This window comes from Acinetobacter sp. ANC_7634 (assembly GCF_056779875.1).
On sequence record NZ_JBWYIT010000001.1, the window covers coordinates 324,956 to 337,536 of the forward strand.

Genomic DNA, 12,581 nt, shown 5'->3' on the forward strand with positions numbered 1-12,581 from the left:
CATCATTAATCTTCACATCATTCAGTGTTATAGTCGATGGAGTACACGTTTAGGAATACAGGTTTGAAGAAGATCATTTTGGCTTTATTGATAGCGAGTTCGAGTTTTTCAGCGGTGGCTGATGAACTCTACAGTGCCAATAAAATTCAATTTGAAGTGCCTGATATTAATAGTGGTGTTGGATTTATCGATCAACAAAAAGAAAAAATGATCGGTGAAAAAGTCTATCGTCAAGTACAGCAACAACTTCCAGTGTTAAACAATGTTTGGTTGGAAGATCAATTTATGGCTGTATTCCGAAAAATTATTGCGCAAACACAGTTGGGTCAACCAATTGCTTTGGTGATTGTAAATGATCCACAAATTAATGCCTTTGCTGTACCTGGTGGTTTATTTGCATTGAATAGTGGGTTAATTACGTCGGCAAAGAATATGGATGAAGTTGCGGGTGTGGTTGCTCATGAGGTGGCACACGTCTCGCAAAGACACTACAGCCGTTCTCAAGAGGCTTTTAAAGGGCAGGGATTGCTTGCACTCGCTGGTATCATTGTGGGTGCTGCAATTGCATCACAAGCTGATGGTAATGCAGGTGCTGCACTGATGATGGGAACGCAGGCTGCATTGGTGGATCGACAGTTAAGTTATAGTCGTAATCAAGAGCGTGAAGCAGACCGTATTGGAATGCAATTGATGTATCGTGCCGGATATAACCCGTACAGTATGTCTGAGTTTTTTGAAACCATGAATCGTGCGACTCCAAAAATTAGTTATCTTCCTGATTTTTGGTTAACACATCCTTTGACTACTCAGCGCATGAGTGAGGCACGTTTACGAGCAGATCAACTTCCTAAAGTTCCGTATAGCAACACACTCTCTGAGTTTGATCAGATCAAGTGGTATACCGCAGTTGTGACCAATCAAACCAATGAGGAACAGTTAAAGGGAGTGGTGAGAGCAAATGCATTGGCTGGAAGAATTGCACTGTCTGCTTTTTATTTAAAGCGTGGTGATTTTGATCTAGCACAAAAAGAAATTGAACTTGCTAAGAAAATCCAGCCAAATCATCAACTTATCGCGCTTATTCAAGCAGATATCTACTTGGCGACCAATCAATTTGATTCTGCGCAGGAAACGATATTGGTGCGTCAACGAATAACACCTGAAAATCGTGCTTTAAGTTATAAATTAGCTGAAATTTATATTCGACAGGGAAATTTTGTTGCTGCTGAAAGGTTGGCGAATAAATTTATCCAAACCAATAATCGTGATACGCAAGCATGGTTCATTCGACAACAAGCGGCAAATTTAGATATTAAAAATCCTTTACGTACTGTAAATGTATTGCGATATCGGGCTGAAGTTGAATATTGGAAGGGAGCGGAAGAGAATGCGATTCGCTCACTCATTCATGCTCAGCGTTTAGCCAAGGAAAATAACTCTATGAGTGCAGTCATCAATCAAAGACTGCGGATGATGCAGGATGAGCGTCAACAAAAATTATAAGAGGTTTAAATGATAAAAGGTCAATGCTTATGTGGAAAGGTGCAATATATTTATCATGGTGATCTTGAGAAAAGTATCTTGTGCTATTGCAAGCACTGTCAGTTGGCTCAAGGCGGTTTTACTGCATGGAATAGCCCGATCCCGCTTGAAAACTTCGAGTTAATTTCTGGTGAAGATATGCTTAAGTCTTATTTTCATACCGAGTTAAAGGCAAGAGTATTTTGTGGTGAATGTGGAAGTCCTTTATATTCACATCGACTTGATTTACCAGGAATTATACGTTTAAGGCTCGGTTCTGTGGTTGAAGGGAAAATACCGCCACCTTATGAAGAGTTTTTCCAGGAATACAAACCTAACTTTATTGAAACTATTCATTCTTAGTGATTAGATTCTTTTAGAATGATGAATGAATAAATATTTTAAATTATGTGATTGAATCTAATAATGAAATTGCCACTATTTTTTATGATGTTGTTTGGGGCAGGGGTGTTCACTCATGCGGAAACACTTCCTGTTAAATTTACACAAGAAATTGAAGTTGTATCACAAAAATATAATGCCGATATGAGGCATTTTCTAAAAATGCTAGCACCAAATACAACACATTTTAGCCTTGATCAGACTCAAAGATATTGTGTCATTGTTGGAACTTATGTCGATGGTTTTTATCAGGTGGTGGATAAATATCGAAAGGATTTACCATTTTCCTACTCTAGAATGAGTAAACAGGATGTTGTTGAGAAAGTGAAGCGATCTAAAGAAATGCAGATTTTACAAAGATATAATATTCAATGTGAGTTTAAATAATCAGAAAGTGAAAAACTAAAAGTATTGTTGTAATAAAATCGGGGATACGTGATTTAGATTGGACTATTTAATGACATTATTAAATAGACCAAATCAAACATAATACGAAAAGTTAAGAAAGTTGAGCTTTAATTTTACTCGAAACTTGTGCAGGATCGGCACGTCCGGCTATGATCGGACGTAGAGAATTCATCACCTTACCCATATCTTTCATGCTAGTAGCTTGTTGCGCAGCAATCGTTTGCGCAATAATTGAATCAAGTTCTTCCTCAGTCATAGCTGCTGGTAGAAATTGAGATAAAACCTCAACCTCGGCTTGTTCCTTACTAGCTAAGTCTTGTCGATTAGCGCTTTCAAAAGCTTTAATCGATTCTTTACGTTGCTTGATTTGTTTTTCAATGACCGCGAGAACTCGACTATCATCTAGTTCTACGCGTTCATCGACTTCGATTTGCTTAATTGCTGCTTGGAGACTACGAATCACCGTTAACTTATCCATTTCTTTAGCACGCATTGTTGCTTTCAAAACGTCAGTAATTTGGTTTTTTAAAGTAGTCATTTATATATCCGAGCAGTCAATCACAAATTAATCTTAGTAAAGGCGAGTAGTACGTACTGATTCACGCGCCAATTTTTTTTGGTAGCGTTTAACAGCAGCAGCTTTTTTGCGCTTACGTTCTTGAGTTGGTTTCTCGTAGAATTCACGTTTACGAACGTCAGCTAAAACACCCGCTTTTTCGCATGAACGTTTGAAACGACGGATAGCTACGTCTACTGGTTCGCCTTCTTTCAATTTAACTTGTGGCATGAAGAATCCTCTAGTTTATGGATAAGACTAAGCGCCGAATTGCGCTGAGTCACAAGTGAAGGTCAGTATTTTACTCATTTACATCTCATATCACAAGTCTATAATAGCTTTAGCAATATTTTGAAATGGGTTAAAGGCAATTTAATGATCGTTTTAGGCTTAGAAACGTCGTGTGATGAAACTGGTCTCGCACTCTATGACAGCGAAGTCGGCTTAAGAGGACAGGTGTTATATAGTCAGATTAAATTGCATGCTGAATATGGTGGAGTGGTACCTGAATTGGCATCCCGCGATCATGTTCGTAAATTAATTCCTTTAATCAATCAATTGCTTGAAGAAAGTCAAATCAAAAAATCTGAGATTGATGCGGTGGCTTATACACGTGGTCCAGGCCTAATGGGTGCACTCATGACTGGAGCATTATTTGGTCGTACGCTTGCATTTGCGTTAAATAAACCAGCGATTGGTGTGCATCATATGGAAGGGCATATGTTGGCGCCTCTTTTATCAGCTACTCCACCGGAATTTCCGTTTGTCGCTTTGTTGGTCTCGGGTGGGCATACACAATTAATGGCGGCATATGATATTGGTCATTATGAAATCTTAGGTGAGTCGATCGATGATGCAGCGGGTGAAGCATTCGATAAGGTTGCTAAGATGATGGGGTTGCCTTATCCAGGCGGTCCAAATATCTCTAAACTTGCTGAGCAAGGTGATGCCACTGCTTTTGAATTTCCACGCCCTATGTTGCATCAAGGTTTGGAATTTTCATTTAGCGGCTTAAAAACAGCAGTTTCTGTCCAAATGAAAAAATTAGGTGAAGAAAACCGAGACGCTGATATTGCTGCGAGTTTTCAAGAGGCTATTGTTGATACATTGGTCAAAAAATCAGTTAAAGCATTAAAACAAACTGGTCTTAAGCGTTTGGTCATTGCTGGTGGTGTGAGTGCCAATAAGCGTCTTCGTGAACGTCTTGAAGCAGATTTAGCTAAAATAAAAGCTCAAGTATATTATGCTGAACCAGCTTTATGTACGGATAATGGCGCCATGATTGCTTTTGCTGGATATCAACGCTTAAAAGCAGGACAGCATGATGGCTTAGCCGTGACAACGACGCCACGTTGGCCGATGACGGAACTCAAAAAACCTACTGAAGCATAAATGTTTGGTCCCGAGAAAAAAGAGGCTTATAGCCTCTTTTTTATATTTACATTATTGAAAGAATTTGCATGTCTTCTGGTGAGAGTTGAAGATTCACTGCATTTGAAAATTGGGTAATTTGTTCAAGGTTTGTTGCACTGGCGATTGGTGCTGAAATATGCTTTTGCGCAAGTAACCAAGCCAAAGCTACCTCAGCAGGTGCCGCATTGTGGCGCGATGCCACTTCTCTGAGCTTATCTAAAAGGTTTAAGCCTCGCTCATCAAAATATTTTACAAGCGTATCTGCACGTTGACGCCCTTGAATATTGTCTAATGACGAATATTTCCCAGATAGAAATCCACTAGCCAGACTATAAAAACTTACGACACCAATTTGATGGCGTTCACAAATGGGTTGCAGTGTTTGTTCGAATACATCGCGATCGTAAAGATTATATTCAGGTTGAAGAACCTGATAATGTTGCACACCAATCTTTTGTGCAGCTTGAATAGAAGCGTCTAATTGATCAGCTGAAAAATTAGAAGTGCCATAGGCACGAATTTTTCCTTGATCTTTGAGCTTTGAAAATGCTGATAATGTTTCCTCATGAGGTGTGTTTTCATCAGGCCAGTGTGCAAAATAAAGATCAAGATAATCTGTTTTCAAACGGCTTAGAGAGTCTTCAACTGCTTGCATAATCCATCGTTCAGATAAACCTTGATGGCCGGGAATCCCCATATCTAAACCGACTTTAGTAAATAGCACGATGTCTTCACGTTTACTTGGATTTTGTTTTAACCAATTACCAATGATTGTTTCTGACTCGCCACCATGATTGCCTGGTGCCCAAATGGAATAGAAGTCTGCTGTATCAATGGTGTTAAATCCACGCTCATACAGTGCATCTAAAATTTTGAAACTTTGTTTTTCATCAACCGTCCAACCGAATACATTGCCTCCGAATACGATGGGTGCGATGAATAAATCAGTTTGTCCAAGTTTTCTTTTTTGCATGAAATATCCTAGGTAGAATAATACGACTTATTCTAGCTATATAGGATTCGTCTATTTCTCGCTATCCAAATAATGTATAAACATTATCCAATGATTTTGACAAAAAAAGAGGCAAAAAGCCTCTTTTTTAATTCTCTATGTATTCAAGCAGAATCAGAAACGATAACCTGCGCTGATGTTGAACCCATCAAATTTAGCCCCATCAACTTTAGTACCTTCATAACCGATATTGATCGCATATTGCGGAGCAGGATTAATATTAATACCAACACCATATGCAAACGCTGTTTCACTTAGATCCATGTTTTCGTATATGTTCAAGGCGCGATATGAACTTTCAACTTTTGAATGCGCGATCCCGACAACACCATAAACACTGAAATTCTCATTAAGACGATATGCAGGGCCTGCTAGCAAAGAAAAATGTTTTACATCTGTATCTTGGCGTTCACCTGGTTCAATCCAAGTTTCATCACCAGTTTGATACGACATTGTTGCCATAACGCTTAAAGGAGTCTCGAGTTCATAGCGATATTGAGCGTGAACACCGCGAATATCAAACGCATTTTCAATTTCAGACTGAGCATAACCCAATGAAACGGTGTGTTGTTGGGCAAAAGTTGTCGTTGTTAAAGTGGTCATCGAGAGGATTAAACCCAATTTTAAAAATTTAGTTATCATGGCGCATGCTCATTATTTGTGATTTGTTTATCTTTAAATGCAAAAAATGGTGATCATTTTTTGGTAAATGCTATTGTACTTTCTATTTTTCTATTGTAAATAAAAATTAAAGAAATAGTTTTGTTTGTATTATAAATGGTGTGAGAATGTATTTATTGACTCGCAATTGAGTTTTTAAATCGTTCTTTTAATGCAATATAGTGGGAATGCTGTTTAGCTTCATCCCATTTCACTTTAAAAATTCGTGCTGCTGCAGCCTTAATAGGGTCTTCTTGTTGGCGTGGTAGTTCTTCACGCCCGTGATCACCACTTAAACCTTTTTTGTCATTAGGTACAGGACCTTTATATTTTTTTCCACCTTTATGGTTTGCATAACGTCTCGCTCGGGTATAACCCATTTGTAAAAATTTACGAGCCATATCTGCACCGACAAAATCATCGACTGCTAAATATTCAAGAAAGAGTTGATAAATCTTATTAGAACTCTCTCTAGCTTTATCTTCATCTGCAAATTTCCAAAAGGGCAGAATTTCAGATTTGTAAGGTTCGACGAGTAATACACCCTGTTCACCACGACCAATTCGATAGAGTTCTGGCCTTTCTCTGAAGTTAATTTTTGCAAAGTCCAATGAGTAATCAAAACTTTGAGAATAAACACGAGTGCTTCTATGTGGGATGGTATCAAGGTCTTTATGATTGTAAGCCATCACATTCTCTTTAGTACTTTTAAAAATATATTAGGTGATTTGAAATGAAAAACGATTATAGAATTGTGAGTGAAATTTTAAAAATCTGATTAGTTGTTTTAAAGAGATGCGCTAGCACGCTGAAAGATTGAAATTGAACTTTATTAGAATTCAACGCCACGAAGTCAACTATGGTCGATAGCTGGGCGAAATTAAGTTTTAAAATTAAAACCTAGCAGCCAAAAGTGATGAGACATGACGATGCTCTGTAAGAAACATTTTGTCATATTAATTTTATATCTATGGATTAATCTAAGCGATACGTATAAAAATAATTTTGGAAGTCTGATTGGATCTTATCATTATCATTTTTGGCTATCTATATGGTCGCAAATTTCATCCCAAAAAGTACATTGAACAAGTATTTTTTTTAGCCCTGATTTTATTTATATTTTTTTGCACTGTTTACGCAGCGCCAAACCTACTCGCATTAGAAAATCCTAAAGCTGTTTTGAACAAGTTAGTTTTTCTTGGAATCGGGGTATGCGTATTTACTTACTGGTTTAGTTCTCTATTTTATAAGAAGAAACAGCAGGAAAACAGTAAACGAGGCACAATCCAAATTAAGGACATCATTAAAATATTGACAGTTTATCTTTTGCTTAGTTTGGTATTTGTGGGAGGTATCTTCACTTTTCGAATGGATTTAATAGATGAGCAAATAGCTTTAAGTATTCAAAACGTGCTTATCTACATTATTCTATTTTTGATCGGAGTTTTTATATCAGCCTCTAACATCAAAACATTGCAATGGCATGATTTAAAACTCCCAATCATAATGGTATTGGCAAATACAATATTTGCCTGCTTTATGCTGATAATTTGGAAGGAAAGTGCTGTATTGCTTTCTGGATTCGGTTGGGCAAGTCTGTCTGCTGCTATGATTTCACAAAAACTAAATCCCTTATTGGCAGTTCAAGCTTTAATTGTGGATATGATTCGAGGGATGTTTTCCATCATTTTTCTACAGCTTTTTGGAAGACATCAACCACAAGCAGCAATTAGCACCACAGGTGTACTGTCCTGTGATGCATTCTTACCGATGATTAAGCAACATTGTGGTGAGCAATATGTGCTAGATGCGTTTAAAGCGGGACTATTGTTGTCGCTGTTTTGTCCATTGAATATATTTATTGCGATTCATTTTACCCAAAGTGTGACACGTTAAACGGTAAAACACCTCAAAGACAGTGATTTTGGCAATCACTAACATACCATCGCCATTAATATATCCGGCATTGTGATTCAAAAAAAATGCAGCATCCTCATTCATGTTATCGTGTTCATGCTTACAACCGCGTGTTCCTCCAAGGCCATCGTTATAAATAAAAACATGGCCAGATTTTGAAAGTTGATAATTGAATTGCTGAGAGAATAGGGTGCAAAGGTCTTGCATTTCTGTATTGTTATCGAGGTTTAAGCGAGTAGGCCATGTATTTTTTTTGAAAGCATATCGTGTAATTGCACGATAACTTGAGGGATGTAAACACACAGCAAAAAAATACGATGGTGCTGGGTGGCGGAGCATTTGAGAAATAATGAAATAAATGTATTGGAATTTTAACAGATTTGATTTTCGATAGGCGCTAAGAAGACCTGCTTGACCACGAAAAACATTTATTGTCTTGTCAAACTTTTTGACTTCATAACGTTGCATACATAAAAATCCAACAGGTTTTTCTTCATCAAAATAGATCAAAACCCGTTTGCTTGCAGCATCATCGGGGGCATAGGCTTGCGCAATGTCATTCAAATCACAACCCTCTGGTGTCATGAAGATCGCTTGATGAAGCGTTTTTAATATATTTTGAACATCTGGGGATTGTGTATGTTGGTTACTATATTTTTTAATTTGGAGCATGGATGCAGCCTTTTTCTATAATTATTTGCGTCCTTCATACTATTTTTGAATTGTTAAGTTTGGGTTACATTGATTTTGTTCGAAAAACAAAAAAATGGTAATTATGTTATATTGTTTTATAATTAAATTATTTTTTTAATTCTTATTTGGTTGATAAATTTTATTTAAATCAATAACTTAAAATAAATGGTGGGATTTTTTTATTTAAGATTTTTTTATGTTGATAGAGAGCACTGAGTTAAATTATTAATTTTATCTTTATAATTATTAATGAATAATTTATTAACTTTTATCGTAATAAAAGCTAATAACTTAGCTTAAAGAGTGAAAGTCGAGAAACTAAGACGTTATTCCATCTTAGTTTCTTATTGCAGAAGCTGATGTAAATGCTTAATCACTCTTTAATTGAGTAGAACCGATCCAATGTTTTGAAAATTGGAATGCAGAACGACCTGAGCGTTGACCTCTGGCTTGGCACCAACGTAGGGCTTCAGCACGTACTTCAGGTGTCATTTCAATACCAGATTTTTTTAAATAGTGCTCTACAATCTCTAAATAAAGATTTTGATCCATTGCGTAGAATGAAAGCCAAAGACCAAAACGATCAGACAATGAGATTTTTTCTTCGATCGCTTCTTGCGGATGTAATTCAGTATATTGAGGCACGTCCACTTTAGTGATCGGGGTGTTTTCATGCATAAATTCTGGGAGTAGGTGGCGGCGGTTACTGGTCGCATAAATAATAAAGTTGCCAGAACCTGACTCTAGTGAACCATCTAACACACTTTTTAAACTACGATAATTTTCGTCTTCAGCATTAAAGGCTAAGTCATCACAATACACGATAAATTTTTCGGGACGACCTTCAATAATTTTTTGTATTTCTGGTAGGTCTGACAGATTATCACGCTCAATTTCAATGATGCGTAAACCACGGGCAGCATATTTTGACAGTAAAGATCTTACGATAGATGATTTTCCGGTTCCACGAGATCCAGTCAATAAAATATCGTTTGCAGGTAAACCTTGTAAAAATTGTTCAGTGTTTTGCAGTATTTTTTCTTTTTGTTTTTCGATACCTTTTAAATCATCAAGATGAATTATTTTAGGTTTTTGAATGGGGATCAGCCGTTTATTTTGCCATTTGTATCCTAGTGCTGAGAAATCAATTTCCTGACTCGGTTCAGATAATGTGTGATTAAGTTGGTCAATAAGTTGAGAAATTTTTGTTAACAGTTGATCTGGTAGTTCTAGAGTCGCCATAGGTATTCGTGAAATACAATTCAATAAAATCAAGTTTAATCTACATGATGACGACAGCGATGTGAACTGATCTAAGGGATAAATCTATGATGACTGGTCGATACAAGAAATAAATTTTATTAAGTTGATTATTTTCTGCTTTTTTTGCATAGTTTAAAAACTGAACAAAACTAATTGAACTAATAAAAATCAAAGGACTAGCTCAATGATTTTAGGCACTCGTAGTCAAATTAATCCGCATCAAGCGTATCGAATTAAAAAAATGCAACATGAGCTTGAACGTGCGGAGAGCTATGAAGAGTGGAAAGACATTGCCTTAAAGCTGGATGAGGAGACGGGCGCTCAGGAATGGAAGTTTGATAATACTTCACCCTATTTTGATGCTGAAATTATATCGCATCGTTTAAATCTCTTACGCCGTTACAAGCTGAATCATCGTGTAATTGATCTTATCTATATTTTGCGAGAAGGCTTGAGTCATGATGTCGCCAATATTGGTCATCCTATGCTGTTCACACAAACATATATTGGCACTAAAAAACTTATTGAGGACTATATCGAAGAGGTTTCACAGAGTTTAATTTATATCGCTTCGGATGAATGTTCAGGTTTGACACATCAAGAAAAATTTGATTTTTTTAAAAATTGTCAACTGACCTATGGTCAACCAGCAATGATGTTTTCGGGTGGGGCCTCATTAGGTTTGTTTCATACAGGCGTGTGTAAGGCGCTGATGGAACAAGATTTGATGCCGAAAGTTTTATCAGGTTCGAGTGCTGGTGCGTTAATGACGGCGATGTTAGGCGTTTCTGATCAAAAAGATATTGATCAGCTGCTGACAGGAGAGAGCTTTTATAGCGAGGCATTCCATTTTAGAAGTTTCAAAGAGTTGCTTAGAGGAAATGGTGGTATTGCTGATGTGCGATATCTTAAGAAATTTTTAGTGGAAAATTTAGGGGACTTAACATTTCAAGAAGCGTATGAAAAGTCTGGACTTGATATTAATATCAGTGTCGCACCTTATGATGTCACTCAGGAAGATGCTCGTATCATGAATAAATATACTGCGCCAGATTTACTGGTATGGAGTGCAGTATTGGCATCATGCGCCGTTCCTATCTTATTTCCTCCAGTTCGACTGACCAGTAAGCGTTATGATGGGGTGCATACACCATACTTGGCAAGTATTCGTTGGGTGGATGGCAGTGTAAGAAGTGATTTCCCACAAGAGAAAATGGCTCGTCTCTACAATATTAATTACACCATTGCCAGTCAGGTGAATCCACATATTGTGCCATTCATGCAAAGTGATGCGGAGCGTTTTAGAACAGATCTGCTCAGCTGGCCGCAACGTTTAGTGCGTAAACATGGTAAAACGATTGCGATGGATGTCATGAATTTCACTCGTGACCGAATGGGCAGTGTGCCGACGATTAGACGACTATTGGATCACGGTTATGGTATTGTTGATCAGCGTTATTATGGGGATGTAAATATTGTAGGTAATTATAGTCTGCGACATTATCATTATATGTTACAAAATCCGCGACCTCATTTGTTTAAAGTCCTTCAAAGAGAAGGGGAACGGGCAACTTGGTCAAAACTGTCCAGTATTGAAACACATGCGCGTATAGGAAAAACCATTGAACATTGTTTGCATATGCTGACGCAACTGAAACAGCAAAATGAATCTCTTAAAAAACAATCTACAGTGGCAAACCATTCAGCCTCTGCTCAGGCAACCAGTTAATTCTGAACAAAGTCAGCAGTATGGTCGTCTAATTTATTGTATCGAAATAGACGACCAAACGTATTGGGTTAAGCGACAACAGCAGGGTATCAGTTCACAGCATGAGCAGTGGTTCGACAATGAGATAAAACACTACCAATCACTCAGTACTCGCTCTTCAAAGATCTTAGTGCCGTTTGAGATCGTGTATGACGAAAACAGTAGATTCAATACACCTACATCAAAACATGATTCTTCATCATTGATTCTGATTGAAAATGCGGCGCCGCTATTTGAAGTAGAAAATTCTGTCTATACTCAAATGCAGACCTTCCCACACAATGAGTTTTCAAATGTGGTCAATTTATTATTACATAGTCTAGATGCATTACTATCGATTCATGAGCAAGGATGGGTTCATGCAGATCTTAAAAGAGAACATTTTAGAATATTGAATGGTCAACCCAAATTAATTGATTTTGAACAGATGTTTCACTTTGAGTGCCATCCTCAAGTTTCTACACATGGAACACCAAGGTATATGGCGCCTGAGTTGTTTCATGGTGAGTCAAAATCACAAGCATCAGATATATATGCACTCGGTATTATTTGGTTAGAATGGTTAAATCAGTACTCAATCCGTAAAAAAAGCTATATAGATTGGGCAAAATGGCATTGTCAGCAATTAAAAGTTGAAATTATTAGGCCTTTTTCTGACTTAACACCAGTACTCCAGCAGATGTTGATGAAAAATAAATCACAAAGATTGGACAATATTTATCAATTAAAACAGATATTAAGCGAATTTGTCTAAAGAAAAACCAGTAAAATGGATAATTGTTTTATATTTAGTCAAACAATAAGGTTTTTCAAAAAAAGGGCTTGTCATGAGATAATGATCTCTATAATATACACAGCCATCGGGGACGTGGCGAAATTGGTAGACGCACTGGATTTAGGTTCCAGCGCCGCAAGGTGTGAGAGTTCGAGTCTCTCCGTCCCCACCAAGTAATTTACTAGGTGGAATG

At 37.3% G+C, this 12,581-nt stretch carries 14 protein-coding genes and 1 tRNA gene; 8 read left to right on the forward strand and 7 right to left on the reverse strand.

From position 1 onward, the window contains the following. Window positions 1–63: 63 nt before the first annotated feature. From AC1M9A_RS01515 to AC1M9A_RS01525, 3 genes are all read left to right on the forward strand, one after another. The gene (locus tag AC1M9A_RS01515; RefSeq protein ID WP_481607018.1) at window positions 64–1,503 is read left to right on the forward strand and encodes a M48 family metalloprotease; all 1,440 of its coding nucleotides are present in this window, start codon (window positions 64–66) and stop codon (window positions 1,501–1,503) included. A gap of 9 nt (window positions 1,504–1,512) precedes the next feature. Continuing rightward, complete coding sequence (locus tag AC1M9A_RS01520; RefSeq protein ID WP_481607017.1) at window positions 1,513–1,884, forward strand: GFA family protein; 372 nt, start codon at window positions 1,513–1,515, stop codon at window positions 1,882–1,884. Window positions 1,885–1,947: 63 nt separating this feature from the next. Continuing rightward, window positions 1,948–2,310, forward strand: a complete 363-nt coding sequence (locus AC1M9A_RS01525; RefSeq protein WP_481591206.1) for a hypothetical protein — start codon at window positions 1,948–1,950, stop codon at window positions 2,308–2,310. 112 nt (window positions 2,311–2,422) lie between these two features. Here AC1M9A_RS01525 and AC1M9A_RS01530 read toward each other — a convergent pair whose 3' ends face one another. Beyond that, window positions 2,423–2,869, reverse strand: a complete 447-nt coding sequence (locus AC1M9A_RS01530) for a GatB/YqeY domain-containing protein (protein WP_035268744.1) — start codon at window positions 2,867–2,869, stop codon at window positions 2,423–2,425. Window positions 2,870–2,902: 33 nt separating this feature from the next. Next, a complete protein-coding gene (gene rpsU, locus AC1M9A_RS01535; RefSeq protein WP_001136722.1) occupies window positions 2,903–3,118 on the reverse strand; it encodes a 30S ribosomal protein S21 in 216 nt (71 codons plus the stop codon). Between the two features lie 144 nt (window positions 3,119–3,262). Here rpsU and tsaD point away from each other — a divergent pair, with 144 nt between their 5' ends. Further along, on the forward strand, window positions 3,263–4,279 hold the full coding sequence (tsaD, locus tag AC1M9A_RS01540; protein ID WP_481607016.1) for a tRNA (adenosine(37)-N6)-threonylcarbamoyltransferase complex transferase subunit TsaD: 1,017 nt from the start codon (window positions 3,263–3,265) through the stop codon (window positions 4,277–4,279). A gap of 46 nt (window positions 4,280–4,325) precedes the next feature. On the opposite strand, the gene AC1M9A_RS01545 is transcribed toward tsaD, so the two are convergent. From AC1M9A_RS01545 to AC1M9A_RS01555, 3 genes are all read right to left on the reverse strand, one after another. Next, window positions 4,326–5,273 carry an aldo/keto reductase gene (locus AC1M9A_RS01545; RefSeq protein ID WP_481596882.1) on the reverse strand — a complete coding sequence of 316 codons (948 nt, stop codon included), beginning with the start codon at window positions 5,271–5,273 and terminating at the stop codon, window positions 4,326–4,328. Window positions 5,274–5,426: 153 nt separating this feature from the next. Continuing rightward, complete coding sequence (locus tag AC1M9A_RS01550; protein WP_092766154.1) at window positions 5,427–5,954, reverse strand: Ail/Lom family outer membrane beta-barrel protein; 528 nt, start codon at window positions 5,952–5,954, stop codon at window positions 5,427–5,429. Between the two features lie 152 nt (window positions 5,955–6,106). Continuing rightward, entirely contained in the window at window positions 6,107–6,661 is a 555-nt protein-coding gene (locus AC1M9A_RS01555; protein WP_481609476.1) for a DUF4385 domain-containing protein, read from the reverse strand. 679 nt (window positions 6,662–7,340) lie between these two features. Here AC1M9A_RS01555 and AC1M9A_RS01560 point away from each other — a divergent pair. Then, window positions 7,341–7,868: a LysO family transporter gene (locus AC1M9A_RS01560; protein WP_481609673.1), complete on the forward strand. Its 528-nt coding sequence runs from the start codon at window positions 7,341–7,343 to the stop codon at window positions 7,866–7,868. On the opposite strand, the gene AC1M9A_RS01565 is transcribed toward AC1M9A_RS01560, so the two are convergent. Then, the gene (locus tag AC1M9A_RS01565) at window positions 7,797–8,561 is read right to left on the reverse strand and encodes a hypothetical protein (protein ID WP_481609477.1); all 765 of its coding nucleotides are present in this window, start codon (window positions 8,559–8,561) and stop codon (window positions 7,797–7,799) included. The genes AC1M9A_RS01560 and AC1M9A_RS01565 overlap by 72 nt on opposite strands. Window positions 8,562–8,951: 390 nt before the next feature. Next, a complete protein-coding gene (locus AC1M9A_RS01570) occupies window positions 8,952–9,824 on the reverse strand; it encodes an ATP-binding protein (RefSeq protein ID WP_481609478.1) in 873 nt (290 codons plus the stop codon). Between the two features lie 205 nt (window positions 9,825–10,029). Here AC1M9A_RS01570 and AC1M9A_RS01575 point away from each other — a divergent pair, with 205 nt between their 5' ends. From AC1M9A_RS01575 to AC1M9A_RS01585, 3 genes are all read left to right on the forward strand, one after another. Beyond that, window positions 10,030–11,574 carry a DUF3336 domain-containing protein gene (locus tag AC1M9A_RS01575; RefSeq protein WP_481609479.1) on the forward strand — a complete coding sequence of 515 codons (1,545 nt, stop codon included), beginning with the start codon at window positions 10,030–10,032 and terminating at the stop codon, window positions 11,572–11,574. After that, window positions 11,510–12,367, forward strand: coding sequence for a protein kinase domain-containing protein (locus AC1M9A_RS01580; protein ID WP_481609480.1), 858 nt, complete (start codon window positions 11,510–11,512; stop codon window positions 12,365–12,367). Before AC1M9A_RS01575 ends, AC1M9A_RS01580 begins: the two co-directional genes overlap by 65 nt. A 108-nt stretch (window positions 12,368–12,475) precedes the next feature. Beyond that, window positions 12,476–12,560, forward strand: a tRNA-Leu gene (locus tag AC1M9A_RS01585). Window positions 12,561–12,581 lie beyond the last annotated feature (21 nt).

Excerpts from the sequence above, each read along its gene's own strand:
- tsaD (WP_481607016.1), top strand. The coding sequence starts at position 3,263 with ATGATCGTTTTAGGCTTAGAAACGTCGTGTGATGAAACTGGTCTCGCA.
- AC1M9A_RS01530 (WP_035268744.1), bottom strand. The coding sequence starts at position 2,869 with ATGACTACTTTAAAAAACCAAATTACTGACGTTTTGAAAGCAACAATG.
- AC1M9A_RS01525 (WP_481591206.1), top strand. The coding sequence starts at position 1,948 with ATGAAATTGCCACTATTTTTTATGATGTTGTTTGGGGCAGGGGTGTTC.
- AC1M9A_RS01580 (WP_481609480.1), top strand. The coding sequence starts at position 11,510 with ATGAATCTCTTAAAAAACAATCTACAGTGGCAAACCATTCAGCCTCTG.
- AC1M9A_RS01545 (WP_481596882.1), bottom strand. The coding sequence starts at position 5,273 with ATGCAAAAAAGAAAACTTGGACAAACTGATTTATTCATCGCACCCATC.
- AC1M9A_RS01575 (WP_481609479.1), top strand. The coding sequence starts at position 10,030 with ATGATTTTAGGCACTCGTAGTCAAATTAATCCGCATCAAGCGTATCGA.
- AC1M9A_RS01550 (WP_092766154.1), bottom strand. The coding sequence starts at position 5,954 with ATGATAACTAAATTTTTAAAATTGGGTTTAATCCTCTCGATGACCACT.
- AC1M9A_RS01555 (WP_481609476.1), bottom strand. The coding sequence starts at position 6,661 with ATGGCTTACAATCATAAAGACCTTGATACCATCCCACATAGAAGCACT.
- AC1M9A_RS01560 (WP_481609673.1), top strand. The coding sequence starts at position 7,341 with ATGGATTTAATAGATGAGCAAATAGCTTTAAGTATTCAAAACGTGCTT.
- AC1M9A_RS01565 (WP_481609477.1), bottom strand. The coding sequence starts at position 8,561 with ATGCTCCAAATTAAAAAATATAGTAACCAACATACACAATCCCCAGAT.
- AC1M9A_RS01520 (WP_481607017.1), top strand. The coding sequence starts at position 1,513 with ATGATAAAAGGTCAATGCTTATGTGGAAAGGTGCAATATATTTATCAT.
- rpsU (WP_001136722.1), bottom strand. The coding sequence starts at position 3,118 with ATGCCACAAGTTAAATTGAAAGAAGGCGAACCAGTAGACGTAGCTATC.
- AC1M9A_RS01570 (WP_481609478.1), bottom strand. The coding sequence starts at position 9,824 with ATGGCGACTCTAGAACTACCAGATCAACTGTTAACAAAAATTTCTCAA.